Raw genomic sequence first — 26,959 nt, forward strand, 5'->3', positions numbered from 1 at the left:
AACGCTTACGCCGAAGTCCAAAATTTAAAAAGGTCTGATATCAAGTCCGGTTAATCACTTATGATTAGCGCATCTGTGCAAAAGTCGGAAATGCCTCTTTCCCCCTGACCCCTGTGGTCTAAATGATAAGTCTTTAGCCGGACATGATATGAGAGGTTGTTTGAAAAGTCAACTAGAAACTGCGATGTCTACGACGGGCTGCGCCTACGCAATTTTTCCCACTGCACGCCCAGTTTCGCTATAACCATGAGCCGCCGCTAGTTCTTGTAAGGGATACGTGCGATCAATCACCACACGAATTTTACCCCCTTCAACCAATTCTTTCAGATAAATCAAATCTTGTGTGTTGGGTTTTTGCAGGATAAATTTAGCTTTTTGAACTGGAAGGAACGCCGTTAAGACGCTCTCTAAGAAGACTTCGGGGCTGGGTAGTGTGGTGATATAAATTCCATTGGGTTTGAGGACTCTTTTGGTTTGAGAGAGCGATCGCTCACCCACTGCATCAAAGATAATGTCATACTGCGCTATATCTTCGGTGAAATCTTACTGCGTATAATCAATCACGCGGTCTGCTCCTAGAGATTTCACCAAATCCAAATTTTTGCTACTGCTAACTCCCGTCACCACTGCCCTTAAAACGTGAGCAATTTGTACTGCAAAACTGCCCATACCTCCTGCAGCCCCATTAATCAATACAGCTTGTCCTGCTTGAATATTTCCCTGATCTCGCAGCGCTTGCAGAGCCGTGAGCGCTGCTAACGGCACAGCCGCAGCTTCTTCATAAGATAAATTCGTTGGTTTGAGCGCCACCAAGTTTTCTGGAACTGCTGTAAATTCGGCATACCCTCCTCCAGGGAAGCTAGTACTGCCATAAATAGTATCTCCTGGTTTAAAACGGCTGACACCAGAACCAACTGCTACAACATCTCCTGCCACATCAAACCCCAGAATCTTCAGAAATTTGCTGCCAGCAATCAAACTCAATATCCCCTGACGAATTTTCCAATCAATGGGATTAACGCTACTAGCACGAACTTTCACAAGTAACTGCGTTGCCTCAATTTTCGGTTGCTCCACGTCTTCGTACTCCAACACCTCAGCCGCACCATACCGACGGATAATGACTGCTTTCACCGCATTCCTCCTGCTATCCTATTTTGCTGAATTAACTCAGACAGCCTGTTTTTCCTGATAAATCTAGTGTAGCGATTGTTAAAAATGCTTTGATTAAAGATAAATGGACAATTACTCATGACCCACTGACTCTGAAGTTTGGTAAAAAAGATTTGTATGTTGATTTAGGTGCTAGACAACTGTTAGCAGCGGAAAAAGCAGAATTCAAAATTGCTGTTGTGATTAAAAGTTTTACCGACAGTTTGGATGTTGATGATTTAGAAAATGTGTTGGGTCAGTATATTTTATATCAAGATATATTAATTGAGTTAGAGCCAGAACGAGTATTATATCTTGCAGTACCTAACAGTATTTTTAATGATTTATTTGAACAACCTATCGGCAAACTGTTACCGATAAATCATCGTTTAAAGCTGATTACCTTTGATCCAAAACAGGAGGTTATTAAACAATGGATTACACCAAGTTAGACGACTATCGCCAGGTAATTGAAACTATCCTCAGTGAATATGCATCGCTACCCTATTCCTATGCCAAGATTCAATCAGAAGTGGTGTTTGATCGAACCCGTGATTGCTATTTGTGGATGGATCTAGGTTGGGATAGTGATCGCCGCATTCACGGCTGTCTGGTTCATATTGACCTAATTGATGGCAAAATCTGGATTCAACGGGATGGTACGGAAGAAGGCATTGCCGCCGATTTAGAACGGCTGGAATTCCTAAAGAACACATTGTTCTGGGGTTTCGTCCACCGGAGTTAAGACCATACACTGGCTATGCAGTTGCTTAAGGTGCGTAGGCGCAGCCCGTCGTAGACATCGCTCTTTAAAAGTTAACATGGAACATTCTGTTTATTCTCCAGTGGTAAATACAATACCTTCATACAGCAGTTCAATCGGAGACTCAAATTCAATGCTCGATAGAGTGACGATATCTCCAGCCGTGTAGGGATAGTAAAGCCACATCCTACCCTCACCCCGACAGTAACGTTCGACGGAGATTTTTTCTGACTCAATCAAGATATACTCTTGCAAACTGGGGATTGTTAGATAATAAGTGAATTTTTCACCCCGATCTTTAGCGCTTGTACCTGGGCAAAGAACTTCGACAATCAGCTTGGGATATTGAATAAATTTGCGGGCATTCAGGTCTTCAGGGTCGCAACTGACAATAACATCAGGATAATAGTAGCGGCTCTGGGGAGTGAGTTGCATTTTCACGTCTAACACATTCACTCGACAACCTCTGGAACGCAAATGGGGGCGTAAGGCAGTATACAAGTTAAGTGCAATGTCGTTATGGGGAATTGTACCGCCTGTCATCGCAAATACTTCGCCATTGGCATATTCATAGCGAAGGTTTTGCTGAGGTTCCCATTTAAGATATTCCTCAACGGTCATTTTTGGCGGCTGTTGGGGGATAGTGATCATAACTAAGATTTTTTTATGCTTGGTTTGATTGTAGCTAAATAGTATCAGCAACAAAGAGTGGTATCTGGAAAATCTCTCCTAAAAGAAGAAAGATCTTAAACTTTTCCCTTTCCTAGCACGGGAAGGTAGTTGGGTTTTTTGCTAAGGTTTGTAATGAGCAATTCAGAAAATTCATTGCGATCGCTCAATCATGTTAGATTATAGTTTGTTGTTTCTCTCAAACACAAAATCTGAGAGTTTCCTACCCATCTCCTGATTGTGGGAATGAAAAAAAAGGAGTTAAAAGTTAAGTTTTTTGAAAATTATATGCAGCAATACCTCTATTTCCATTAGCTTATACGGCTTACCCAATAAGGCTTAGAACCACAATTGAACATCATTGTCAAAGAAAAATTAAAAAAATATGAAGTGCATTTTTACTGTCAAAAAAATGATATGTTAGATACAGAATTGAATTTCGCAGGTTTCTGGAGTAAAACAATATAGATTACTCCAGTTTTTTACCCTCAAACCCTTGGCATTTATTGCTTTTGACGCAAATTGAGGGCAATCTGAGTACACATTTAAATAACCCAAACCTAGTTTCAATTTAGTTAAAGTTATTGCTGGGATTGGGTTTTAGCTGAGTACAAAGAAATCCTGAACCCCCATCTATAAACACTAGAACCCTAACCAAAAAATACTAGAACCCCTACCTGAAAAAAACTTTTTTAATTCTTGTAATGCTTGAAGAATTAAGGTTTTTAGTATTTGAGTACAAATGTAATAAATCCAATAAATTCTATCCTAGAGAGACGCAACATCTGGCTGAGAGATGGCTGCTATAAATCTTATATCGCCAATCACCTAACGCTCTGAAACAAAACAAAGCGAAGAGTGAGTGGAGGGATGACATAGCACCATGCCTGAAGTGAATAGAAGTCGCGGCTGTAAGCACAAATTCTACCCAAGAACCGAACGTTGACACACACCAGCCGAACATCTAAAGATTCATCGCCTGCTTTACTTGAAAACAAGTTGCCCGAACCCAAGGGTTTGCAGGCAGTGTGGAAGACGCGACTTCAATTCTGGGCATGAAAAAGTAGCAACAGCATCTCCCACAGTGGCAGCCAAGTCCACCGACCTTTTGCGAAACTCAATGACATCACCGTCTACACGACTCCTCAACTCCAACGCTACGGAATCGCCAACCCAAGCAAAATCAGGTGGTTGCGGCTGCGACAGCCCCAGCAGCGCCGCCGTGGAAAGGGACGAAAAGCTCCAAGAACGCATTGCGAAACATCCCTGCTACAGCGAAGACGCTCATCACCACTACGCCCGGATGCACGTTGCAGTTGCTCCAGCCTGCAACATTCAATGCAACTATTGCAACCGGAAATATGATTGCGCTAACGAAAGCCGTCCTGGAGTAGTTAGTGAATTGCTAACACCAGAACAAGCAGCACACAAAGCTTTGGTCATTGGCGGCAAGATTCCCCAAATGACAGTTGTGGGAATTGCTGGCCCTGGCGACCCATTGGCGAACGCAGATAAGACTTTCCGCACATTTGAGTTGATTGCAGAGCAAGCACCAGATATCAAGCTGTGCTTATCAACCAATGGTTTAATGCTGCCTGACTACGTTGATCGCATTAAACAATTAAATATAGATCACGTTACGATCACCATTAACATGGTAGATCCAGAGATTGGTGCTAAGATTTATCCTTGGGTTCACTACAACCGCAAGCGTTATAAAGGCATTGAAGGCGCAAGAATTCTCCACGAAAGACAGATGGAAGGATTGCAAGCCCTGAAAGATGCTGACATCTTGTGTAAAGTCAACTCTGTAATGATTCCCGGAATTAATGACCAGCACTTAGTTGAAGTGAATCGAGTCATTCGTGAGAAAGGTGCATTTTTGCACAACATCATGCCATTGATTTCTGCACCAGAACATGGCACACACTTCGGTTTAACTGGTCAACGCGGTCCCACACCCAAAGAACTCAAAGAAGTTCAAGACAACTGCTCTGGTAACATGAAAATGATGCGTCACTGTCGCCAGTGCCGTGCCGATGCAGTCGGATTATTGGGAGAAGACCGCAGCCAAGAATTTTCCAAAGAGAAATTCTTGGAAATGACTCCAGAATACGACATGGACAAACGCCAAGAAGTTCACGACGGTATTGAGAAGTTTAAAGAAGAACTGAAAGTAGCCAAAGACAAGGCGCTAGTCGGCAAGAAATTTGCCAACAATCCCAAAGTCCTGGTTGCAGTAGCAACCAAAGGTGGCGGATTGGTTAACCAGCACTTCGGTCATGCCAAAGAATTCCAAATTTACGAAGTGGATGGAAACGAAGTTCGCTTTGTCGGTCATCGCAAAATTGACCAATACTGCCAAAGTGGATACGGCGAGGAAGCTTCTTTTGAGCATATTATGAAAGCGATCGCAGATTGCAAAGCAGTTTTAGTCTCCAAGATTGGTAACAGTCCTCAAGAAAAATTGCAAGAAGCTGGAATACAGAGTGTTGAAGCTTACGACGTGATTGAGAAGGTTGCTTTGGAGTTTTACGAGCAATACGTTAAAGAATTAGGGAATTAGGGAATAGGGCATGGGGCATGGGGCATGGGGAATAGAAGAAGAATTATCCCTAATACCGCCAGTAGCCTCCCCGATGCCCAATGCCCACTTGCCCACTGCCCCATTCCCAAAAAAGGAGAATAAATCATGGCTTACAAAATTCTTACTAGCCAGTGTATTTCCTGCAATCTCTGTCTATCTGTATGTCCCACAAATGCAGTAAAAGTGGTTGACGGACAGCACTGGATTGACCCTGAACTTTGTACAAATTGTATTGGTAGCATTCATACCATGCCTCAGTGTAAAGCTGGTTGCCCCACCTGCGACGGTTGCGTTAAGCAGCCTAGCGATTATTGGGAAGGCTGGTTTACCAATTACAACCGCGTAGTTGCTAAATTAACAAATAAACAAGATTACTGGGAGCGTTGGTTTAACAGCTATTCCCAGACTTACTCCAAACAGTTGCAAAAGCGTCAATCCCAATCAGTGAGATCTGAAGCTTAAATAATTCGTAATTCGTAATGACGCTCCTACGTCGCTAACGCTACGCTAACGTAATTGAAGACAACAATGCAAAATAACTGCATCTATCTCGATAATAATGCCACCACTAAGGTAGACTCAGAAGTTATAGAGGTAATGCTACCTTACCTGACAGATTATTACGGCAATCCCTCCAGTATGCATACCTTTGGTGGGCAAGTCGGTAAAGCAGTGAGAACAGCAAGAGAACAACTTGCAGCCATCCTGGGAGCCGATGAGTCAGAAATTGTCTACACAAGTTGTGGAACTGAGGGAGATAACGCGGCGATTCGAGCCGCACTGTTAACGCAACCAGAAAAGCGGCACATCATCACCACCCAAGTTGAACATCCAGCAGTACTCAATGTCTGCAAACAATTAGAAACCCAAGGTTACAGTGTTACCTATCTATCAGTAAACCATCAAGGGCAGTTGGATCTAGATGAACTAGAAGCTTCCTTGACAGGTAACACCGCCCTGGTGACAATTATGTATGCTAATAACGAAACCGGCACGGTTTTCCCGATTGAGCAAATTGGGTTGCGCGTGAAAGAATATGGTGCTATCTTCCATGTAGATGCGGTGCAAGCAGTGGGAAAAATCCCCTTAAATATGAAAACTAGCACCGTAGATATGTTAACCCTGTCTGGTCACAAGTTGCACGGACCTAAAGGAATTGGTGCTTTATATATCCGGCGCGGAGTTCGGTTCCGTCCCTTCATTCTTGGGGGACACCAAGAACGCGGACGGAGAGCGGGAACAGAGAATGTTCCAGCAATTATCGCCTTGGGCAAAGCTGCGGAACTAGAACTGTTACACTTAGAAGAAGCGGCCACAAGAGAAAGAAGGCTGCGCGATCGCCTCGAACAATCTTTACTTGCGACAATTCCCGATTGTGTAGTTAATGGTGACGTTACGCAGAGATTGCCTAACACAACCAATATCGGCTTCAAGTACATCGAAGGTGAAGCAATCCTACTGTTATTGAACAAATACGGTATCTGTGCATCATCCGGTTCTGCTTGTACCTCCGGTTCACTGGAACCTTCCCACGTCCTGCGGGCAATGGGCTTACCCTATACAACTTTGCACGGTTCTATACGCTTCAGTCTTTGTCGCTACACCACAGAAGCCGAAATCGATCAAGTCATAGAGGTAATGCCCAGTATTGTAGAACGTTTACGCGCCCTCTCACCCTTCAAAAATGATGACGCAGGTTGGTTGCAAGGACAAGAACAAGCACTGGCGCATCGTTAATTAAGGAGTAGGGGATAGAAAATAGCAAATAGGGAATAAAGAATTAACTATTCTCCACTCCCCACTCAGCATGGGCTAAACCCCCGCTATCCATGTACAGCACGGGCTAAACGCCCCGCTACCGCTAACACCACTCAGAACTTAATAATATGTGGGACTACACTGATAAAGTATTAGAATTGTTTTACGATCCCAAAAATCAGGGAGAAATTGAAGAAACGAGCGAAGCTGGAGTTAAGGTTGCAACGGGAGAAATCGGTAGCATTGCTTGCGGCGATGCTTTGAGACTGCACCTGAAAGTAGAAGTAGAATCTGATAAGATTTTAGATGCTCGCTTTCAGACCTTTGGTTGTACTAGTGCGATCGCATCTTCTAGTGCATTAACCGAAATGGTCAAAGGTTTAACCTTAGATGAAGCCCTGAAAGTGTCCAACAGAGACATTGCAGATTACCTGGGTGGTTTACCAGAAGCAAAGATGCATTGCTCTGTCATGGGACAAGAAGCGCTAGAAGCCGCTATCTATAATTATCGTGGCATTCCTCTAGCTACCCACGATGATGATGATGAAGGCGCGTTAGTTTGCAGCTGCTTTGGCATCAGCGAGTCCAAAATTCGCCGCGTCGTTCTAGAAAATAATCTCACTGGTGCCGAAGAGGTAACAAATTATGTAAAAGCTGGTGGTGGATGCGGTTCCTGTTTGGCGAACATTGATGATATAATTAAATCAGTTCAACAGGAATACGCCTCACCTGCTATCAACGATTACGGCGTAAAAGTTGCCACAGAAATTGTTACGTCTAAAGAGCGATCGCTAACCAACGTGCAAAAGATTGCTCTAATTCAAAAAGTTCTTGATGAAGAAGTCAGACCCGTACTTATTGCAGACGGCGGAGATGTAGAACTATATGATGTCGAAGGCGATCGCGTTAAAGTTGTACTGCAAGGTGCTTGCGGTTCCTGTTCTAGTAGTACAGCAACTCTGAAAATTGCGATCGAAGCCAGATTACAAGATCGTGTCAGCAAGAGCCTTGTAGTCGAAGCAGTTTAGGAATTGCTGTAGGACTTAACGTAATCTACAAATACGCCCTAATATGCATTCAGCCAGGAACAGAAAGTAGGATTTGAACCATATAATTGTCTCCACATCAATGCTTCAATCCTACCGACAACCAATAGCTAATTTAGCTATAACGGCTAACAGCATATAGGCTTCATAGATTAAGTGCCTACTTGCAAATTTCATCATCCAACTCGCTTCAAAGGAACAGGATATGAGTACATTGTACGACAAACTTGGCGGACAACCAGCTATTGAACAAATAGTAGATGAACTCCACAAACGTATTGCGACAGACAGCCTCCTCAATCCCATTTTTGCTGGTACAGATATGGTCAAGCAACGTAATCATCTAGTTGCCTTCTTATCTCAGATTTTTGAGGGGCCAAAGCAATACGCAGGTCGTCCAATGGACAAAACCCACGCCGGAATGAATTTACAGCAACAGCACTTTGATGAGATCGCCAAGCTTTTGAGTGAATCAATGGCTGTGCGTGGAGAGTCGCCAGAAGACACCCAAGCTGCGCTAGAACGCGTCTCAAATTTCAAGAGCGCTATTTTGAACAAGTAATAGGACTGATGCATTGATTGTTGACAAATAACAACATCAAGTCCTATTTAGTTTTTCCAGTTGAAACACATTATGACGTATTTGTAAATTGCGTAAGCTCTTAGTCATTAGTTATTTGACTAATGACTAAGGACAAAGAACAAAAAGAAAAGAAATTTAACCAGGAAATATATGTACTTACTTTCAATAATTTTAGCTGTGGAGCGATCGCCCCCAGCAGGCATTTATGCCAACGCTACCAACGATGCTCTACACGCGCTCACTACTGTCGCTCAACTGGCGTGAACGCAACTGACAAACGCGCATACCCACCAACCAACCAATTGCAGGAAAACACGAACAATGACAGACGAAAACATTAGACAGATAGCTTTCTATGGTAAGGGCGGTATCGGTAAATCTACCACCTCCCAAAACACCTTGGCAGCTATGGCAGAAATGGGTCAACGCATCCTCATCGTCGGTTGCGACCCTAAAGCTGACTCCACCCGTTTGATGCTACACAGCAAAGCTCAAACAACCGTTCTTCACCTCGCCGCAGAACGTGGTGCAGTAGAAGATATAGAACTCGAAGAAGTGATGCTAACCGGTTTCCGTGACGTTCGTTGCGTAGAGTCTGGTGGTCCAGAACCCGGTGTAGGTTGTGCAGGTCGCGGTATCATCACCGCCATCAACTTCTTAGAAGAAAACGGTGCTTACCAAAACCTAGACTTTGTATCTTACGACGTATTAGGTGACGTTGTGTGCGGTGGTTTCGCTATGCCTATTCGTGAAGGTAAAGCACAAGAAATCTACATCGTCACATCCGGTGAAATGATGGCGATGTACGCTGCTAACAACATTGCTCGTGGTGTTCTCAAGTATGCTCACACTGGTGGCGTGCGTTTGGGTGGTTTGATTTGTAACAGCCGTAACACAGACCGAGAAATCGAATTGATCGAAACCTTGGCAAAACGGTTGAACACCCAAATGATTCACTTCGTACCCCGTGACAACATCGTTCAACACGCAGAATTGCGCCGGATGACTGTTAACGAGTACGCACCAGAAAGCAACCAAGCTAACGAATATCGGACATTGGCTACCAAGATCATCGACAACAAGAATCTGGCTATTCCTACACCTATCGAAATGGAAGAACTAGAAGAATTGTTGATTGAATTCGGTATTCTCGAAAGCGAGGAAAATGCTGCAATGTTGGTTGGCAAGACTGCTACTGAAGTCCCTGTAGTATAATTCGCTGCTAACAAATAATGCTCTAGCACAAGGAAAAAGCAAGAGTTCCATATCTTACTTTTACTTTTGACCCTCTCACCTGCATCTCCCCCCTAACTTTAGAGGGGACTCCTAGTCCCCCTATGCCCCCGATCCTTACGAGTCACAGAGGCTAACTAAGTATGACACCTCCAGAAAATCAAAACATCATCGAAGAAAGAAAAGAACTAATTAAAGAAGTTCTAAACGCTTACCCCGATAAAGCTAAGAAAAAGCGGGAAAAGCACTTAAACGTATACGAAGAAGGTAAGTCCGACTGCGGCGTTAAGTCTAACATCAAATCCCTCCCTGGTGTAATGACCGCTCGTGGTTGTGCTTACGCCGGTTCTAAAGGTGTGGTCTGGGGTCCTATTAAGGACATGATTCACATCAGCCACGGGCCTGTAGGTTGCGGTTACTGGTCTTGGTCTGGTCGTCGTAACTACTACATCGGCACCACAGGTATTGATACCTTTGGTACCATGCACTTCACCTCCGACTTCCAAGAACGAGATATCGTCTTCGGTGGTGACAAGAAACTTACCAAGCTCATCCAAGAACTTGATGTACTTTTTCCCCTCAACCGTGGTGTTTCCATTCAATCTGAATGTCCCATCGGTCTAATTGGGGATGACATCGAAGCTGTTGCTCGGAAAACATCGAAAGAAATTGGCAAGCCAGTTGTACCTGTGCGTTGCGAAGGCTTCCGGGGTGTTTCCCAATCTTTGGGACACCACATTGCTAACGACATGGTTCGTGACTGGGTGTTCACCAGATCCGACCAAGCTAAGAAAGACGGTACACTTCAGTTTGAAGGTACTCCTTATGATGTAGCCATCATTGGTGACTACAACATCGGTGGTGATGCTTGGGCTAGCCGCATCCTGTTAGAAGAACTCGGCTTGCGCGTAGTCGCTCAGTGGTCAGGTGATGGCACCATCAACGAAATGTTGATGACCCCCAATGTGAAGATGAACCTCATCCACTGCTATCGGTCGATGAACTACATCAGCCGTCACATGGAAGAAGCTTACGGTATACCCTGTACAAAATATGATTTAATACATTGTGATACCAGGATTTAGTCCACGTCTAACTTTGCTTAGTTTAAACATTGTTCTAAATGGACTAAATTTTAAGACACATTTAAGACACAATGAAAAGCAAGGCACAGGACGTTTTTGAGGATTTCACTCCGCCAGCATCTACCGATGGCAGCTATCTAGGAATACAAAAACAAATGAAAGCTACTCGGCAGCATCTGGAACGCAAATTTGATAAAGGTTTGACAGACACTAGGGCCCGTCTAAAAGCCGCTAAGGTGAAAGTGGGTTTGGTCGTGGCACGGGACACAATTCAATTGCAAGCATCCCTACCCATCAAGCCAGGCGATCGCGACACTAAAGGAACTGGTTTTAAGCAGTACAAGATTTCGCTGAATATCCCTGCAAGCCTGGACGGGTTGAGAACAGCAGAGGAAGAAGCAAACGAGCTAGGCAAACTGCTTGCCCGTAAACAGTTTGAATGGACTGACAAATATCTGGGTAAAACAGCTAGGGACGCAAACAGATCCCAAACACTTGGTGATGTTTTAGAAGAGTTTGAAACTGAGTATTTCAAAACACACAAAATAACAGAAAAAAGTAAACACACCTTTTTCTATTACAAGGATTATTTACGGCGACTGATTGGGGTAGATACTTTATTGACTCAATCGGAGATTGACAAAAAAATTGCAGAGTTGACGAAAGATACTGCCAGATACAGCGCCGTTAAATCGTTGAAAGTTTTAAAATCAACTCTTAATTTAACTAGCTTCACTCTTGAACATTTCAAAGCCACACAACCCAAAAGTCAGGCTAGGGATATCCCCAGCGATCAGGATGTGATCAAATGTCATGAATCTTTTCATCGGTATTCATTGACTAGGAGCTTGACAATTAAAAAGAATTGTTTAGACAGTTGGAAGATGTGGGAATGGGTATATGGGATGCTTGCTACCTATGGACTACGCCCAAGAGAACTGTTTGTAAACCCTGAAATTGATTGGTGGTTGAATCCTGAAAATAAAGATAATACATGGAAGGTTCACCCAGATACTAAGACTGGTTATAGGGAAGCCTTACCACTACATCCTGAATGGGTTTACTTGTTTGATTTAAAAAACGTAGAGTGTCTGGAACTGTTAAAAGCTCAAACTACTGACAGAACTAGTTTTACAGATATCAACACTATTCGGGTTAATTGTTCATCATGGTTTAGACGCGTAAATATTCCGTTTACACCTTATGACTTACGCCATGCTTGGGCGATTCGAGCGCACATGATGGGCATTCCAATTAAAGCTGCTGCTGACAACTTGGGGCATTCCGTTGAGATTCACACTGAGATTTATCAGAAGTGGTTTAGCTTGGAGAACCGGAAGAAGGTAATTAAGCAGGCAGTAGATAAAAAAGATGGCATTGATGCGTTGAAGGAGGAGAACGCACGGCTAAGGGCTGAGGTGGAATATCTCAGGCAAGCTCTGGCACGGCATCAAATTAGTGAAGTACTGTCTAATTGACCCACTGCAGAGTTCGTCTACTTCTTGGTTTGATTTTTGGGTGCAAAAATTTTGATTTTTTAGCGGCATTATAATTTTTAGGTAGCAACACTTTGATTACATTACTTACTGTGTTTAGATTAGAGGCTGTTGCTACCTACCCTGTTGCTACCCTGTTGCTACCTCTGTTGCTATCTCCATGCCTGCAAGAACCTGCCGATGTCATTGGGATTAAAATTGGCTATTTTCTAAGGAATTTAAATTTTGTCTATAGTTGCTAAAAACGGTATCCAGAGCGGGTTTTAGCCGTCTACAGCCCAAAATTTACCGTCATTTTTCTGTAGACAGTGTAGACAAAGAAGAGATGAGTTAGTGAGCGTCATATCTGGCAGACATCATACTCATTTGTGCCAGATACTTGCTCATGTAGTCCCACAACAGCCAACTATAAACGAACTGTAGACAAGGTGTAGGTGGTTAGGTGTGACACTTATCATCCATGATCGAGGTAGGATCGAGGCACTTATCATCCATGATCAAGGTAGGATCGAGGCACATGAAGCGCCTTTATCACCGTCGATCATGGCATTATAACCGCCTTTATCACCCACGTGTTAGCTCCTTAATAAAAGCGTCAATCGCTTTACCAGCGCTGGATTGTTTGCCCATTTTTAACTTAGTCAAAGTGCGATCGCGGGTTAGGATTAACTCTTCGTTGCTTGGCTGCCCGGTAGCGCTATTTTCTTCTACTACCGGGCTTTCGATTTTCCCCGCAGTTCCTCCAGTTGTGCCTCTAGTTGCGATCGCAGTTCACCCAGGCTTGCTTCTACCTCTTGCTTGACCAATTCCTTGATATCTACAGATGTAGATAGACCTGTTGACGGTTCTAGAATTCCTGCAAACATTCCCCTAAGCAATCTTGCAGCTGTTTGGCTTGGGGATTTATCCTCTGAAACTTGGAACGATTGCAGTGCTTCTACTTCAGCATCTGTGAAGCGAAATGAAATTATATTGCTACGCATCTGTAAAGTATCTGTACACAACCTGTCAACATATTAGGTCAACCAGTATAACTTGTCCACAACTTGTATACAGAGTTGACAATTAACGAAGTAGTAGTTTAGAATGTTTTGTAGACGTGAGTAGACGAAAGTAAACAAGGTAACAGCGATTAAATCGTAGCGTCGTATCGCCCCTTAGCTCTCCTACCCACCGATGATAGATAAATGATCATCTAGCAAAAGAAGCGCGATCGCTTTTTTGGGCGAAATCTGCTTCAATAATTTCAGATACCTGATGTGACAAATGAAGTTAGCGCTTAAATGCGCGCCGGCAAGAGAGTCTCTAACCTCTCCCCCACCGGCACGACTTCCCCCCAATCGTTCAACTTACAGACCACACAATTAAGAGGCAATAAGAATGATAGCGTCTGACGCGCCCACTTTGGGCATTTTTAATCAAGCGTCAAAGTTTTGGCGTTTGCGGATCACTAAAGAATTCGACAAGCCCGAATATTACATTGGTCAAACCGTGCTGCACAAGATAGAGGTGAAGCAGGGTGAGATTTTGTACCCGGTAACAGTGCTTGGTCTTTTCTGGACTGGCATGGACTGGCAGTACAATGTCTCCCTCCCAGAAGATCATCCTTGGTTTGAGGTAGACGATAACGAACGGGAATGGGTTGATGACCGAGAACTAGAGCCGATGTAGCTTTACAAACTAGTGGTCACAAGGACTTCAAGTCCGCGTGTCACTTGATGAAAAACCAACACTAGCAAGGGTTACAAGATTTGGGTGGTAATTCTAAAGCAATTACCCCAACAACTCCTAAAAGGAATATTATACTACTTCGCTGAAAAGTAGTCACAGCAAGGATTATAAGATTTATACCAAGGTTTCATGGAACCATTGACATAAACGATTTATCAATGGTTTCAAAGATATTTTGAGTAGCATTTGAGTAGCAAGATTTTGCCTAAACCTTGCCTAAAAAAGAAACTTATACCCATACAACATGGGTAGAATTTCAATCGCTTGCAGTGACTATTGTTCAAGCTTTCTGTGACGAAATAAATATTTCGTCACTTGATTGCATGTGCAAAACCTCTATTCTATATAGGATATTGCCAATTGATACACGGCTGTAACTGATGTATGCTAAATACAGTTTTTCTTAAAAATGTGAGTTTTCCTAATATGATTTTTGTATTTACATAAATGTAAAATTTATACAAGAAATCTTGCATAAGAAAAGTCCGGTAATTGAAAAGAGTTACCAGTCGTCTACACATGAATACATCTCCACGCGGTTCCGTGTCCATGCAGTTCCATGCAGTGCAGTTCCATGCAGTAGTTACAACCAGCCCCTCAAGTCCAAAAACCGAACAACAATTAACTAGCTTGAATTTATCAAGTTTTGGGGGTTATCTACAACTGGGTGAAGATGTAAACAATGTAGAGATTGAGTAAAGCTTTGGAAATTGCTGGGCAAGCAGAGAAAAGCGAATGCTCCACTTACCCAAACAACGCTTATGAAAAATAATATCACGTTTCCAGTAGCCGCGCAGGATTTAACAGAGTGGACTGAAGGCAGTGGAGTTAGCCAGATTGCCCTACCGACACTTTGGGTAGCTGACGCATTAAAAGCAAGACATTTGGCGCAGTTATTTCAGGTCATAGAGTACTCTCAAGCCACACTAGAGATATCTGCTGGTGAACATTACATTCTTCTTGAACCAGAAACATCTGAGGCACTGGTCAAGAGCGCAGTTTGGCGAATTAAAGCCGCTGGAGGTAAGTGCTACCTCCACGGGATAAATCAGCCCCTTGAGTACTTAGTAGCCGAGGCTGTAAGCGCCAGGGAATTAACACTTCAAATTTTTGATGTTGCCGAACCCTACGAAAATTGGAAAATCAAGGAGGAGGAGCGTCCGTTGACATTTAGACTTGCGTCTGAGGTTGCTAAAGTTGCCATGAAGCTACTGAGAGGGTCGGAGAGAACCCTTGAGCTAGGGACACTCAGACAGCGGTGTAAACAAAGCGTATATGAATGGAGGGAGCTAATGGTCAATTTTGAGCAAGAATTCAAAAAAGAACTTTCGCGGCGGGGTAAAGACAAGATCGAGCGCCTGGGGCAAGAAATTCAAAGCACAGTCGAGTCAAGCCTGGAGCAGATGTTTCCAGCTCGGAGTAAAAGCAAGCAAATGCTTAACTTGCTAAGAGATGAATGGGGGTCTCGCCTACGGTTTAACACCATGACCATCAGACCAGAATTAGACGGCAAACCTCTGGACATGGATACCTTGGCGATTGACTTGATTGATGAATTTGACATCGACATCAGCCACGACAGAGCAGCACAGATAGTGCTTAGTCTTGCCAAAAAACGTTCTTACTCTCCGGTGCAAGAGTATTTGGAGCAGGTAGCCGAGCAGTATTCATCTGTTGACTTGAAGATATTAGATGATATTGCGACTCGTTACTTTGGCACTAATGAACCTCTGCACAACGTTTTCATGAGAAAACACTTGATTGGACAAGTGCAGCGGGTATTTGAACCTGGGTGTCAGCACGACACGGCTTTAGTGTTGCAAGGGACTCAAGGTTTACAAAAGTCCAAATTTTGGCGGACGCTAGCTGTTAATCCTGACTGGTTCGACGACACGATTACCAGCGGTACTAACGACAAAGACGAACGGCTGAAGCTGAGGCGATTTTGGATTTCGGAACTAGCAGAACTCGAATCAGTTTTTAAACGTAAAGAAATAGCCGGTTTACGGGCTTTTTTCACTACCCCAGCTGACAACTTGCGGGTTCCCTATGGGCGGTCGATTGAATCATTCCCCAGGACTAGCTGTTTTGTGGGCAGTGTTAACCCAGCACAATTCTTAGTTGACCCAGAAGGACACAGAAGGTACTGGATTATCCCCGTCACCGTTGACGAAATCCCTGTAGAGAAACTGGCTGAAGAACGGGACTTGTTATGGGCAGCAGCTGTTATTGCCTACCGAAACGGTGAGACCAACTATTTGACCAAAACCGATGAAAAGCGTAACGCCCTGCTAAACAAACACCATGAGGTAAGTGATACCTGGGACGAAGCAATCGACGCATTCTTGAAGTCTCAATCAGAAACCACCGTCAGCAAAATTTTGAGCAACTGTCTCGAAATCGAACTTGCCAAACACGATCGCGTTTCACAGATGCGGGTGGCTGAGTGCTTAAAGCGCATTGGGTGGGTGAAGTGTGAAAAGAAGAGAGTTGATGGCGATGTCTCCCAAATATGGAGGTTGCAACAGGAACAGGGTGAGGTAGCAACAGCAGAGGTAGCAACAGCCTCTAAGCCAAACACAGCAAACAATGTAGCCGAAGTGTTGCTACCTAAAAATTGTAGTGAAGCAAAAATCAAAAATTTCTCACACAAAAATCAAACTCATAAAGTAGACGATTCCGAAAATGTCGTCCCGGTTAACACCTTTGAGGTTGGCGATCAGCTTGAATTTTTTTGTGAGACCGATAAACAATGGCGCAAAGGGAAGATTGCCAGCATCGAAACGGAATCTGGTTACTTTGTCAAAGCTGTAATCAAATATCGGGCTTTCAATAAGTCCCGTCAACAAGTCATACATCGAGAAGATTGGTTGAGGTAGATCAAATCAATGGTTGATCGACGAATAACAGGGTTGACCAAGCGTTAACGCTAACTCTCCCGGTCGAGCCTTAACCCTTGACTGAGTTTCACTCAACGACAACGCAATGGCGTACACGCCCGCTCGACTGCGATCGCAATTGAGTAGATGTGACTTCCGGTTTTGACTTCCGGTTTTGACTTCCGGTTTTGACTTCCGGTTTTGACTTCCGGTTTTGACTTCCGACTTCCACAACTAGCTGATGAAGTTGGAAGTTGAAGTTGGAAGTTACCGCAACGTGCAGCACCAAAACCAGCCGCCGCCGATTGTGTACAAAAACGTTGAGCGATCACCTGGTCGCGTGGCGGTTACGCCATCGCAAAATTGTCGCGCAATTGTCGTTAAGTGAAACTCGGTCGAGGGTTAAGTCCCGACCGGGAGAGTTAGCGATCACTCATCAAAAACAACGACAATTTCAAACCACGCTAAAACTTAAAGGAAATATAATATATCTCCGAAAAACAAACCACGCTAATATTTTTTCGGCAAGTATACTTCTCCGTGGTTTAATTCTTCGCAATATCAATGTTTTTGCTCCCGTTTAAATAAAGCGTGGAATGTCGGCTGTTTTCACTCATCACGCAGTTCGTGCAAAAAGCTAACTTGTCCGCTTCAGCATTTATCACACATGAGAGCCGCTCGTTTTCCAATCAATTTTTCCGAGAAAGTGAAGTTTGATTTTATACTCTATTCTCACTGGTCTAACACTTTCAGAAAACATTTCAAGCTTTCCGAAACCCTATAGGGTTTCCGGGTTATTGAACACATCGAACATAGAAGACAGGATTTACTTGTAAATCAGATGCATCAATAAGCACACGCTTCTGATTATTGTTCCATGAATTAGCGTCTGCATGGTGAAATAATCGGCTTCTCAATAGGGTTTTTACCGCGCACTCATGCCGTTTTAAAGCGAGAGTGCAGCAGCGAGTTACCGCGTTGCATCCTCACACAGACTGTACAGCAGTTCTCCCCAGCATCAAACTTTTGCAACGGTAGAGCGTGAGTAGCCCGAATCTTACGACCGCACAAAGTCAACCAAGTTTGCTCACGCGAATCTTCACTATCCATCAAGTGCAACCTATTATTTAGGCTCATCGGCCTTCCCAGTACTTCCATGCCAATACACTCGTGTTTTAAACAAGTGTATAAAGTTTGACAGATAACCTGCAAGTTTTGACAAAATTTGCCGGACAACATATGTTATCCGGTTGCAAGTTTTGACGAAATTTACTCCAGTAAGCTACAACTTGCAAATCAAATTATGATTTTACTGGGGTTTTGGGTGTTTAAATCACAAGCTTTAAGACAAAAACAAGCCATGTAAAATGCAGACTTGCAAAACTATTGATATATAAGGTTTTTAGGCTTTAAGCTACCGTATACCCTGGTTGGAATACAACTTTTTCGGCCCCACCAAGATTGCTGAATCTTTACGGGAAATTGCTTCTAAGTTTGACGAGACAATCCAAGCAAACGCTGAGAAGGTCATTGCCAAGTATCAGCCCACAATGGATGCGGTTCTTGATAAGTACCGCCCCCGCTTGGATGGTAAGACCGTTGCCATCATGGTTGGTGGTCTACGTCCTCGTCACGTTGTCCCAGCTTTCCAAGACTTGGGCATGAAGATGATTGGTACAGGTTATGAGTTTGCTCATAATGACGACTACAAACGTACCGCTGGCTATATCGAAAACGGCACCATCGTTTATGACGACGTTACCGCTTACGAATTCGAGGAATTTATCAAAGCCCTCAAGCCCGACCTCGTAGCCTCTGGTGTGAAAGAGAAGTACGTTTTCCAGAAGATGGGTCTACCTTTCCGTCAAATGCACTCTTGGGATTACTCCGAACCTAGCGATCGCTCCTCAACATCATATAATGCAAGATTTTTTCGCGGTGGGAGAAAAAAGAGCCTATTTATAGCCTAAATGCAAGTTTTAGGGTTATGTAGTAACAATCTGTTTTGATGCTTCAGACAGTATAACTCTTATTCAGTCTGGTTTTGAGATTTTGCTTGCATTTTGCTCAAAGAAAAACTGTAAAATGAAAGACTATTTTAAATGACGATTTTTTAGACTAAATATAACGTTGCAGCTAAATTAAGCAGCAGATAACATTTGCATCCATACCAGAATCTTTTGTCCGTTTGCTGATTGTGTTGATGTCGCCCAAAATAAAAAATTTTAGACAATTAACACTATAACTAATAAACTTAATTTCAATCACCTCCCGGTAATGTTTTTAACATTGTTTCTTGATATCGTTGAACACCTTCCCAATAATAATTTGCAAAATTTTCTGCGTTAGATGCCCTTTCATTTGGTGAAATAAGATCAAATAAGCTTGGATTGTAGTGAGGATCTAACCCTTTATGACAAGTATGACAAAGAGTAATGAGATTTTCGTCCTGTGTTAATCCTCCTATTCCCCAAGGACGAATATGGTGAATATGTAATTCCACGTCAACATAATCAGCAGGCCGTCGTCCACAAATTCGGCACCGGAAGTCATCTCTTTGAATAACTTGCATACGTAGCTTTGGTGTTGGTGCGCGATTAAATGCACTCTTAGGAAGGGACTCAATATGCACGAAACCACCAGCATTAGACTGAACCACAGGAGACGGTTCAATCATTTCTGGTATTGCTGACTTAGCAACACCTTTTTCAACTAGTCCGTTTCCACCAAGCAGCAGAAAAAGACTTATATCCTCAAGGCTGTTAACTACTATATAGCCTTGTCCGATCTCCAACCACCAACTCGCCATTATATCTGCTCGTATAAGCGAAGCTTCACGAAGCTCAATACGCCTATCTAAATCAGCCCATCCAACCCAGTGAGAGTAACATGAACTATTCAAGTTACCATCTGAATCCACAAGGATAGTAATAGCATAGTATTTAGATTCAGGATTAGGCTGACCATTGTAAAGTTCAGCAATGCGCTCCTCTAGTATCATATATATAATGTCGCCGTTTCTTATCTAGCATAAATGCCTAAAAAATATTAGACAACCACAATCATCATGCCTGTAAATATTTTTGTTCATATACTTATTTTTATGATTACCTCAACTCCATAAAAAAACCATTGCCGAAAATGCACAAGAAGTAGACCGTTGTAGCGATCGCTCTCACTCGACAATAAACTAGGCGATCGCATTAAACCGTCCAATCCTCAATTAACAATCTGGGTACTTTGCCCAAATCCCGATGATTGCGTGTTGATAAAACTAATTTACGAGATAGTGCGACGCCGAATAGCCCGTCGTAGACATCGCAGTAAAAGAAGTAGACTGTTGTTGCGATCGCCTTTAGGATTGTGTGTGAGATGCACAAGAAGTAAACCATCGTAGCGATCGCCTCTAACCCAAGGATGTTGCTTAATACACTTGAGGGACAAAGAACTGCTCATTGCGGGGGGCGCGAACATAATCCTCAGCCGCAGGTCTAGACGGAAGCTCTAAAGGAGGAGGTGTCATATCTTCGTAAGGAACTTTGCTTAACAAATGATGAATGCAGTTGAGCCGCGCACGTCTTTTATTATCCGCTTCAATCGTAAACCAGGGGGCTTCTGGAATATTAGTGTAAGCAAACATGGTATCTTTTGCTTTAGAATATTCTACCCAGCGATCGCGTGATTCCAAATCCATTGGGCTGAGTTTCCAGCGCCTTGCTGGATCGTGACTGCGAGAAAGAAAGCGTTTCTCTTGTTCTTCATCGCTGACGGAGAACCAGTACTTGATTAAAACAATGCCCGATCGCACCAGCATTCGTTCAAATTCTGGGCAAGATTGCATGAATTCTTGATATTCTGCTTCAGTACAAAAACCCATCACTCGTTCAACTCCGGCTCGGTTGTACCAACTGCGGTCGAAGAGGACAATTTCGCCTGCTGTCGGAAGATATTGCACGTAGCGCTGAAAATACCACTGAGTTTTCTCGCGATCAGAGGGGGTTCCCAGAGCCACTACACGACAGCCACGAGGATTGAGTGGCTCGGCAATGCGTTTAATTACTCCTCCTTTGCCGGCTGCATCGCGTCCTTCAAATATGACAACAACTCGATAGCCAACGTGCTTAATCCAGTATTGCATTTTGACTAATTCAATCTGGAGTTGCTCTAGTTCAGTTTCAAAAGTCTTTTTGGGAATTTTCTTGGCAAAAACTTCTGTGCTACCATCAAAAATGCGTTTGGATTTTTTAGATTTTTTCTTATCTTTTGCCTTTACTAGGTTTTCTATTACAGTGGCTTGAACTAAATCATTATTTTGCTGGTTTTTAATTTCATCAGTTGACATCACAGTGACTCCATGCCATTGAATTGGCATAAATTAGAGTTTATCTATAAAGTATATATTTGAATGCAGACTGAGTGTATATTTACACCTTCGGAAGTATTCTTACACCAGAGATGTAAGACCAACAAGCTAACGACAGTTAAACATACAAGCCTTTGTACATCAACCTTTTGCTAACTTACTTTCCTATACAGATTAGGTTAAGCGCGATTGCAAATATTTTTTCACAATTACAGAGTTTTCATGTATTTGAACCACACCTGTCGGGCACAAGGCCTTGTGCCCCTACCGCATGGTCTATTTACCTAAAATAGCTGTAAATTCATCAATATGCGATCCAACCTAACTCTCAATTTTTAATAACTAAATCACTGCGGGTTCATCCGAATCAAGTCTGTTAAGATAGTATCCAAGCTACTGTTAACTTGAATCTGATCAATCTTCTCTGCAATCCGCTCTAATACTTCCAGTTCCTTTAGACGCAATGCAACGGGGTTATCCTCCATCACTTTGGTGGTGTTTAGCATACTGCGAGTAGCAGCAGTTTCTTCTCTACGTCTGACTACGTTTGCTTGAGCAGCTTTTTCTGCCTCAACTACCTTACTCAAGATAGTCTTAATCTCACCAGGTAAAATAATATCTTTCACACCTACAGAATCTACTCGGCAACTCCCATCAGCAATCATTCTTGATCTTCAGTCTGGAAAAGCTAAACCAGTCATGGGGTCACGAATATACAACCCTAATGTGAGACTACGCATAGCTTCATCCCAAACGGGTATTAGTTGTTCTGCTTGATCTGTCCAATAATCGAATGTAATTAAGCATTGAACATTCGACCCCAAACCAATGCAAGTCCGCGAAAAAGCTTCCCGTGGTTCTTCTTGAGTGTCAATGAACTTCATCTCTGTCCAGACAATTCTGGCAGTTTGACGCTTGACGGTAAAAATTTCTCCCCTCTCAATGACGTTGCGACTGTCGTCTTCCAGGACTTTCTTCAAGGTGGATTTTAGCGGGAACTGGCTCCAGTCATTGGGTGGGAGGCGATTAAAAGATACTTCCAGACAGCAATCATCGTTGGGCGGTTTTTTATCCATGAACTTGAAGGATTTCTCTTGTGGCTCAAAAACCCAATTCTGGGGAACATTGAAACGAACAGCGCCTCGATCTGCGACAAAAATTTTGTAACCTGATGGAGATTCCCAACGATGATCGGGTTTTAGTTCAAGTGTTTCTTTAATCCACTGAAGATTGCTTTTTTTACGCTTTGCCATAGTGTTTCTGCATTTTCTGCTGAAGAGGGCGTCACCGATAGCGTAACGTAAAGCCTTTGGTATAGCTTCTTTACGAGACGCTACGCGTAGCTTGCTTCTCCGTAGGAGTATGCTTAGAGCGACGCAGGAGGGTCATAGCCCATCGTAGACATTGCCCTTTTTTTTAATGTTATCAAATTGCTAGTATTTTGAATAACTCTTATATTAAATAAATAAAATTTTCGGGATTCTATATCAAGGAATCCAAGGTAACTGTAACGTTGTGATTAAAGTTTCAGCTTTTAGCATTAAAATCTTAGCAGCAGTATTCATGGTTATGGATCATGTGTGCTATTTGCTAATGCCAGAGTTGGTAATCTTGCACTTATTGGGGCGATTGAGCTTTCCCCTCTTTGCATGGCTTCTGGCTGAAGGCGAAAAACATACCCATAATGTACACCGTTATGGGGGGAGACTATTAATTACAGCGATAATATCTCAACCAATCTATAGTATTGTCTTCCAGAGCTTATCACTTAATATTCTGTTCACGCTTCTTCTTGGACTTGTGATGTTGCGCTTAGTAAAGCGTTATCCGCAATTATGGCAGCAATTAATAATTATTGGATTGTGTGCAGTAGTTGCCGAGGGCTTGGGCGTTGAATATGGAACTTATGGGATTGGAGTAATTTTCTTGATGTCCCTAATAGACAAACTCAAACCCAAAGTATGGTTGCTCTCCTGGTGCATTTTTCACTTTTTTATTTTAGTAATCCTATCGATGCTTAATATATTTCAAGGTTGGGCAATTCTTGCAGGATTCATTGTTTTTCAATTTAATGGTCAACAAGGTTCACCAGCTAGATGGTTCTATGTATTTTACCCGGCTCATTTAATAATTTTAGGTATAATCAATTATTTAATCTAGTCGAGGTCGGATTTCTATATCTATCTAATCCACGTGCAGTTACAAGATAAACTACAAACGTTCCCAACCAATGACTACTAGAATAATGGTCAATTGCAACATCTACCAACCCACACTGGCGATGTAAAACAGTAACAGAACGCAGGGTATTGAGTCGAGAATCGTTATTGGGTAATCGAGAGATTATTCCCTCAAGCATCCAAGCTCGACTGAGATTTAAACCTCAAAAATGAGATTGTAAATAGTCGTTGGGTTTAGTTGTTTGTACAGGTTGCAACCAGTTTACTGCATCTTCTGTGAGTAATTGTGGAAGAAAATCGTTAAGCCAATTTGCAAAATCTGTTGGTGAAAGAATGCGTCGCATTAAATCCGCTTCTGCAAGACAGGGAGAGACAAAATCATAACCCAATGGTTCAAAATGCAATGGATAGTTGCGATCGCTCCGATAAAATTTTTGGGCTTTATCTTCGATCAGATTGGCAAAGTCTCTATTCTTCTTACTTTGTGCCCAATCAAGTGCTAAACCAAGTGGAAACGCGGTTTGAAAGTGTGCTCCAGTGCGATTCGGAAGTTCGAGTTTTTCAAGCCAGCGATAAAAGTTGTTGGCAACTAAGGTTTCTAACGGTTCTAACGCCGCTAGCCATTCTTTACCTTGAGAATCATCCCATTCATGCAATTCCGTAGCGAGTTGCAACAGCCATGAAAATCCATAAGGACATTCAAAGAAGGGACATCGATTAAAATGGGTAATCTCTCCTTGAATTTTCTCTGGAGTCAGGGTTTGGGTTAGTGCTTCCCTTGCTGTCGGCTGAAATTCAGCATCAGGAAAATAACGAGCTAGCCTTGCAAGTAACCAATGCCCATGTACGGCAAAATGCCAATCCAAACAACCATAAAATGCTGGCATTAATTCGCGTGGCGGCTTAATGTCCTGATCGCTCTCAAACCAAAAAATATTATTGTGCGGATACTCTTGGTTGATGCAGTTCAACACCAATTGAACAAACTGGGCTGCGATCGCTACGTCAATCTCTATTGCTTGGAGTTGCATGGTTTCTCAGCAGTAGTCTTGCAATTACCTTTTTAGCATTATAGAGAAAATATCTTAAAGCACAAGTGGGGTGGGGTACATTGAGATAATTATGGGGCTATCGTCTTGATGCAGCTTGCTTAATTATAAATCGCATCAGGAAATCCATTAGCCCATCACTGGCAAATTTACGAAATGTCTACCAAAAATGTTGCCCTGTTTTTGCGTAAGCAGTATTACCTGATGTATGCAATAATTTTTCAATTGCGATCGCTCCTCCTTCTATTGATCGCATCAATACCAAAAAGCTTATGTCACATACAAGCCATTGTAAACTGTGCAGTATCTTTTATACTTAAGCGGAACTTAAAAGGTTGATTTGTGAGAATTGCAGACCGTAAATTCACCATCGCTATATATTATCCAAGTATATTGAGTATTTTTACAGCAAAAAATCAAAAATCAAATCATTTCTTTAAAGTTATGTTAGGCTAACATTTAGACAAGCTAAGAATAGCAAAAGCGTTAACAGGTCTTATTTCCTACGGAAACAATATATGTGAGAGGAGTTGGCTATTTTACCTGAAAATGCTAATACTTCAGTTACGATTTTTTGTAATCGATTTGAAGATAGCAAAAAGTAAAAGTGTCTATATAGGGATTTATTTACACCTGTTAAAGTTTGTGTGGTGTGTCGCTTTGCAACTCAGCTTTCTCACAAGATATGTTGTCAACTACCTTTATTCAGTAGGGATTTTAAACTGAGTTTGTGGCAGCTTTTGACATACCTGAAAACTTTTGGTGTAGCAAATGTGGGGTAAACACTCTATAAAACAGCTTTATTATGTAGTTATAGTGCTTACTCCTTTTGCATTAATCTTCAGCGCGAGGTAAAGACATGAAAAATACCCAAGGAACAATCAACGAACTACTCAACGAGACACCCTGTGTACATAACCAAAAAAAATTGCATGGCAACAAAAAACTGTCTTGCAATAAAGCAGCACAACCAGGTGCAACTCAAGGTAATTGTCCTTTTGATGGGGCAATGGTTTCTGTGGGAGCAATTACTGATGCGGCTCATTTAGTACATGGTCCTGTTGCTTGCACTCATAACCCTTGGGCAACTCATGGTAGCCTCTCATCAGGTTCTCAATTACACCAAATTGGTTTTACTACTAACTTTGGTGAGAATAATGTTGTTTTTGGTGGTGAAAAGAAGCTGTACAAAGCTATTATCGAAGTTGTTGAACGCTACAATCCTGCGGCTGTTTTTGTCTACGCTACCTGTGTCACTGCTTTGATTGGTGATGATGTAGATAGTGTCTGTAAGATGGCTGCAAAGAAAGTTGGTATTCCAGTTATATATGTAGATGCACCTGGATTTTTAGGTAGTAAAAATTTCGGGAACCGCATCGGCAATGAAACTTTATTGCAATATGTAATCGGAACGGCTGAACCAGAATTTACCACACCATTTGATATCAATATTGTTGGTGAATACAACGTTGCTGGTGAATTGTGGAATGTTTTACCACTGTTCAAAAGATTGGGTATACGCGTTCTCTCCAAAATTACAGGTGATGCTCGCTATGAAGAAGTTTGCTATGCTCATCGTGCCAAGTTGAATGTAGTAATTTGCTCAAATGTAGCAGTGCAAATGGCACTCTCAATGCAAGAAGATTATGGGATTCCTTATATTGAAGAATCTTTCTATGGTGTGGAAAACCTCAACCATTGCTTGCGAAATGTTGCAGCAAGATTAGGCGACAAATATCTTCAAGAACGTATAGAATGCTTGATTGCAGAAGAAACCGCAGCCCTAGATATTGCCTTAGCTCCATACCGTTCTCAATTAAAAGGTAAACGGATTATTCTTGCTAGTGGTGGTGTCAAAAGTTGGTCGCTTATTTTAGCGGCCAAAGACTTGGGAATGGAAGTTATTGCTACTACTGACAAAAAGAGTACAGAAGAAGAGAAAGCCAAAATTAAGCAATTGCTTGGTGAAGATGGCATTGTTTTGGCCGATGGAACTCCCCCGACATTACTAAAGTTACTCAAGAATACAAAAGCTGATGTGTTGATTGCTGGGGCTGGTAATCAATATACAGCGCTGAAAGCACAGATTCCTTTTTTGGATATTAACCATGAACGTCATCATGCTTACGCTGGTTATGCGGGGTTAGTGGAAATGGCGCGGGAATTGTATGAAGCCGTGTATAGTCCTGTGTGGGAGCAAGTCAGAAAACCTGCTCCTTGGGATGAAAAAATTAGCTGTGGAGTATAAAAGAGCTAGTGTGTTGTCGCACAGCACAACGCACTCATCGTTTTATCCAGTAGTAGATTTACCTGTTAGAGGTTCAGCTTTCGTTAAATATTTAACTTATACAAACACAGGAGCGATCGCCTAGTTTGAGTCGTAGG

The 26,959-nt window shown here is 42.5% G+C and carries 22 protein-coding genes and 6 pseudogenes; 17 read left to right on the forward strand and 11 right to left on the reverse strand.

The features are described from left to right. Positions 1-204 precede the first annotated feature (204 nt). Positions 205-1,134: pseudogene (locus V7K60_RS34500) on the reverse strand (NAD(P)-dependent alcohol dehydrogenase). Positions 1,135-1,208: 74 nt separating this feature from the next. Here V7K60_RS34500 and V7K60_RS34505 point away from each other — a divergent pair. Both V7K60_RS34505 and V7K60_RS34510 read left to right on the forward strand, forming a co-directional pair. Next, entirely contained in the window at positions 1,209-1,604 is a 396-nt protein-coding gene (locus V7K60_RS34505) for an element excision factor XisH family protein (protein WP_334932740.1), read from the forward strand. Next, a pseudogene (locus V7K60_RS34510) lies at positions 1,586-1,926 on the forward strand (XisI protein). The gene V7K60_RS34505 and the pseudogene V7K60_RS34510 overlap by 19 nt, the downstream one beginning before the upstream one ends. A 61-nt stretch (positions 1,927-1,987) precedes the next feature. On the opposite strand, the gene V7K60_RS34515 reads toward V7K60_RS34510, so the two are convergent. Next, the gene (locus tag V7K60_RS34515; RefSeq protein WP_334932671.1) at positions 1,988-2,566 is read right to left on the reverse strand and encodes a Uma2 family endonuclease; all 579 of its coding nucleotides are present in this window, start codon (positions 2,564-2,566) and stop codon (positions 1,988-1,990) included. A 1,138-nt stretch (positions 2,567-3,704) separates the two neighbouring features. On the opposite strand from V7K60_RS34515, the gene nifB reads away from it, so the two are divergent. The 8 genes and pseudogenes from nifB to V7K60_RS34555 all read left to right on the forward strand — a co-directional run bounded on the left by nifB (position 3,705) and on the right by V7K60_RS34555 (position 12,354). Next, complete coding sequence (gene nifB / locus V7K60_RS34520; protein WP_334932673.1) at positions 3,705-5,150, forward strand: nitrogenase cofactor biosynthesis protein NifB; 1,446 nt, start codon at positions 3,705-3,707, stop codon at positions 5,148-5,150. Positions 5,151-5,276: 126 nt separating this feature from the next. Beyond that, on the forward strand, positions 5,277-5,633 hold the full coding sequence (locus tag V7K60_RS34525; RefSeq protein WP_334932675.1) for a 4Fe-4S dicluster domain-containing protein: 357 nt from the start codon (positions 5,277-5,279) through the stop codon (positions 5,631-5,633). Positions 5,634-5,699: 66 nt separating this feature from the next. Beyond that, positions 5,700-6,908, forward strand: a complete 1,209-nt coding sequence (nifS, locus tag V7K60_RS34530) for a cysteine desulfurase NifS (RefSeq protein WP_334932677.1) — start codon at positions 5,700-5,702, stop codon at positions 6,906-6,908. A 149-nt stretch (positions 6,909-7,057) separates the two neighbouring features. Beyond that, positions 7,058-7,957 (forward strand): Fe-S cluster assembly protein NifU, encoded by a 900-nt coding sequence (nifU, locus tag V7K60_RS34535; RefSeq protein ID WP_334932679.1) that lies wholly within the window; start codon positions 7,058-7,060, stop codon positions 7,955-7,957. Between the two features lie 223 nt (positions 7,958-8,180). Further along, positions 8,181-8,537: a globin domain-containing protein gene (locus V7K60_RS34540; RefSeq protein WP_334932681.1), complete on the forward strand. Its 357-nt coding sequence runs from the start codon at positions 8,181-8,183 to the stop codon at positions 8,535-8,537. A 342-nt stretch (positions 8,538-8,879) separates the two neighbouring features. Further along, positions 8,880-9,773, forward strand: coding sequence for a nitrogenase iron protein (gene nifH / locus V7K60_RS34545; protein WP_334932683.1), 894 nt, complete (start codon positions 8,880-8,882; stop codon positions 9,771-9,773). Between the two features lie 161 nt (positions 9,774-9,934). Beyond that, a pseudogene (locus V7K60_RS34550) lies at positions 9,935-10,849 on the forward strand (nitrogenase component 1); the annotation flags it as partial. A gap of 98 nt (positions 10,850-10,947) precedes the next feature. After that, positions 10,948-12,354: a site-specific integrase gene (locus V7K60_RS34555; protein WP_334932685.1), complete on the forward strand. Its 1,407-nt coding sequence runs from the start codon at positions 10,948-10,950 to the stop codon at positions 12,352-12,354. 728 nt (positions 12,355-13,082) lie between these two features. On the opposite strand, the gene V7K60_RS34560 is transcribed toward V7K60_RS34555, so the two are convergent. After that, a complete protein-coding gene (locus V7K60_RS34560) occupies positions 13,083-13,355 on the reverse strand; it encodes a hypothetical protein (protein WP_334932687.1) in 273 nt (90 codons plus the stop codon). Positions 13,356-13,752: 397 nt separating this feature from the next. Between V7K60_RS34560 and V7K60_RS34565 the strand changes: the two genes are divergently transcribed. From V7K60_RS34565 to V7K60_RS34575, 3 genes are all read left to right on the forward strand, one after another. Beyond that, positions 13,753-14,043, forward strand: a complete 291-nt coding sequence (locus tag V7K60_RS34565) for a hypothetical protein (protein ID WP_334932689.1) — start codon at positions 13,753-13,755, stop codon at positions 14,041-14,043. A gap of 579 nt (positions 14,044-14,622) precedes the next feature. Further along, positions 14,623-14,802, forward strand: a complete 180-nt coding sequence (locus V7K60_RS34570; protein ID WP_334932691.1) for a hypothetical protein — start codon at positions 14,623-14,625, stop codon at positions 14,800-14,802. Positions 14,803-14,864: 62 nt separating this feature from the next. Next, positions 14,865-16,982 carry a virulence-associated E family protein gene (locus V7K60_RS34575; RefSeq protein ID WP_334932693.1) on the forward strand — a complete coding sequence of 706 codons (2,118 nt, stop codon included), beginning with the start codon at positions 14,865-14,867 and terminating at the stop codon, positions 16,980-16,982. A 92-nt stretch (positions 16,983-17,074) separates the two neighbouring features. Here the strand turns inward: V7K60_RS34575 and V7K60_RS34580 are convergent, their stop codons facing one another. Both V7K60_RS34580 and V7K60_RS34585 read right to left on the reverse strand, forming a co-directional pair. Then, positions 17,075-17,314 carry a hypothetical protein gene (locus V7K60_RS34580; RefSeq protein ID WP_334932695.1) on the reverse strand — a complete coding sequence of 80 codons (240 nt, stop codon included), beginning with the start codon at positions 17,312-17,314 and terminating at the stop codon, positions 17,075-17,077. Between the two features lie 604 nt (positions 17,315-17,918). After that, positions 17,919-18,119: a hypothetical protein gene (locus V7K60_RS34585; protein WP_334932697.1), complete on the reverse strand. Its 201-nt coding sequence runs from the start codon at positions 18,117-18,119 to the stop codon at positions 17,919-17,921. Between the two features lie 275 nt (positions 18,120-18,394). Here V7K60_RS34585 and V7K60_RS34590 point away from each other — a divergent pair. Continuing rightward, a pseudogene (locus V7K60_RS34590) lies at positions 18,395-18,952 on the forward strand (nitrogenase component 1); the annotation flags it as partial. A gap of 290 nt (positions 18,953-19,242) precedes the next feature. Here the strand turns inward: V7K60_RS34590 and V7K60_RS34595 are convergent. The 5 genes and pseudogenes from V7K60_RS34595 to V7K60_RS34615 all read right to left on the reverse strand — a co-directional run bounded on the left by V7K60_RS34595 (position 19,243) and on the right by V7K60_RS34615 (position 22,598). Further along, positions 19,243-19,983: an HNH endonuclease gene (locus V7K60_RS34595; protein WP_334932699.1), complete on the reverse strand. Its 741-nt coding sequence runs from the start codon at positions 19,981-19,983 to the stop codon at positions 19,243-19,245. Between the two features lie 278 nt (positions 19,984-20,261). Next, positions 20,262-20,426 carry a hypothetical protein gene (locus tag V7K60_RS34600; RefSeq protein WP_334932701.1) on the reverse strand — a complete coding sequence of 55 codons (165 nt, stop codon included), beginning with the start codon at positions 20,424-20,426 and terminating at the stop codon, positions 20,262-20,264. Continuing rightward, entirely contained in the window at positions 20,407-21,354 is a 948-nt protein-coding gene (gene ppk2 / locus V7K60_RS34605) for a polyphosphate kinase 2 (RefSeq protein ID WP_334932703.1), read from the reverse strand. Before ppk2 ends, V7K60_RS34600 begins: the two co-directional genes overlap by 20 nt. 338 nt (positions 21,355-21,692) lie before the next feature. After that, positions 21,693-21,995, reverse strand: a pseudogene (locus tag V7K60_RS34610) (slipin family protein); the annotation flags it as partial. Positions 21,996-22,019: 24 nt separating this feature from the next. Further along, the gene (locus tag V7K60_RS34615) at positions 22,020-22,598 is read right to left on the reverse strand and encodes a hypothetical protein (protein WP_334932705.1); all 579 of its coding nucleotides are present in this window, start codon (positions 22,596-22,598) and stop codon (positions 22,020-22,022) included. Between the two features lie 262 nt (positions 22,599-22,860). Here V7K60_RS34615 and V7K60_RS34620 point away from each other — a divergent pair, with 262 nt between their 5' ends. Continuing rightward, positions 22,861-23,505: a TraX family protein gene (locus V7K60_RS34620; RefSeq protein ID WP_334932707.1), complete on the forward strand. Its 645-nt coding sequence runs from the start codon at positions 22,861-22,863 to the stop codon at positions 23,503-23,505. Here V7K60_RS34620 and V7K60_RS34625 read toward each other — a convergent pair. Beyond that, positions 23,489-24,556 (reverse strand): annotated as a pseudogene (locus V7K60_RS34625) (DUF2891 domain-containing protein). The gene V7K60_RS34620 and the pseudogene V7K60_RS34625 sit on opposite strands and share 17 nt — an antisense overlap. An 877-nt stretch (positions 24,557-25,433) precedes the next feature. On the opposite strand from V7K60_RS34625, the gene nifE reads away from it, so the two are divergent. Continuing rightward, positions 25,434-26,822, forward strand: coding sequence for a nitrogenase iron-molybdenum cofactor biosynthesis protein NifE (nifE, locus tag V7K60_RS34630; protein ID WP_334932709.1), 1,389 nt, complete (start codon positions 25,434-25,436; stop codon positions 26,820-26,822). Then, the gene (locus V7K60_RS34635; protein ID WP_334932711.1) at positions 26,812-26,946 is read left to right on the forward strand and encodes a hypothetical protein; all 135 of its coding nucleotides are present in this window, start codon (positions 26,812-26,814) and stop codon (positions 26,944-26,946) included. Before nifE ends, V7K60_RS34635 begins: the two co-directional genes overlap by 11 nt. Positions 26,947-26,959 lie beyond the last annotated feature (13 nt).

Origin of the sequence: Nostoc sp., from assembly GCF_036917555.1 — a bacterium.
In the GTDB taxonomy this organism is placed as follows: Bacteria; Cyanobacteriota; Cyanobacteriia; order Cyanobacteriales; family Nostocaceae; genus Nostoc.

Bases quoted from the DNA above. Each gene is read 5' to 3' on its own strand.
- V7K60_RS34515 (WP_334932671.1), bottom strand. From the start codon at position 2,566: ATGATCACTATCCCCCAACAGCCGCCAAAAATGACCGTTGAGGAATAT.
- V7K60_RS34585 (WP_334932697.1), bottom strand. From the start codon at position 18,119: ATGAGCCTAAATAATAGGTTGCACTTGATGGATAGTGAAGATTCGCGT.
- V7K60_RS34570 (WP_334932691.1), top strand. From the start codon at position 14,623: ATGAATACATCTCCACGCGGTTCCGTGTCCATGCAGTTCCATGCAGTG.
- nifE (WP_334932709.1), top strand. From the start codon at position 25,434: ATGAAAAATACCCAAGGAACAATCAACGAACTACTCAACGAGACACCC.
- V7K60_RS34555 (WP_334932685.1), top strand. From the start codon at position 10,948: ATGAAAAGCAAGGCACAGGACGTTTTTGAGGATTTCACTCCGCCAGCA.
- V7K60_RS34595 (WP_334932699.1), bottom strand. From the start codon at position 19,983: ATGATACTAGAGGAGCGCATTGCTGAACTTTACAATGGTCAGCCTAAT.
- nifS (WP_334932677.1), top strand. From the start codon at position 5,700: ATGCAAAATAACTGCATCTATCTCGATAATAATGCCACCACTAAGGTA.
- V7K60_RS34525 (WP_334932675.1), top strand. From the start codon at position 5,277: ATGGCTTACAAAATTCTTACTAGCCAGTGTATTTCCTGCAATCTCTGT.
- V7K60_RS34540 (WP_334932681.1), top strand. From the start codon at position 8,181: ATGAGTACATTGTACGACAAACTTGGCGGACAACCAGCTATTGAACAA.
- ppk2 (WP_334932703.1), bottom strand. From the start codon at position 21,354: ATGCCAATTCAATGGCATGGAGTCACTGTGATGTCAACTGATGAAATT.
- V7K60_RS34615 (WP_334932705.1), bottom strand. From the start codon at position 22,598: ATGGCAAAGCGTAAAAAAAGCAATCTTCAGTGGATTAAAGAAACACTT.
- nifB (WP_334932673.1), top strand. From the start codon at position 3,705: ATGACATCACCGTCTACACGACTCCTCAACTCCAACGCTACGGAATCG.
- V7K60_RS34565 (WP_334932689.1), top strand. From the start codon at position 13,753: ATGATAGCGTCTGACGCGCCCACTTTGGGCATTTTTAATCAAGCGTCA.
- V7K60_RS34575 (WP_334932693.1), top strand. From the start codon at position 14,865: ATGAAAAATAATATCACGTTTCCAGTAGCCGCGCAGGATTTAACAGAG.
- nifU (WP_334932679.1), top strand. From the start codon at position 7,058: ATGTGGGACTACACTGATAAAGTATTAGAATTGTTTTACGATCCCAAA.
- nifH (WP_334932683.1), top strand. From the start codon at position 8,880: ATGACAGACGAAAACATTAGACAGATAGCTTTCTATGGTAAGGGCGGT.
- V7K60_RS34560 (WP_334932687.1), bottom strand. From the start codon at position 13,355: ATGCGTAGCAATATAATTTCATTTCGCTTCACAGATGCTGAAGTAGAA.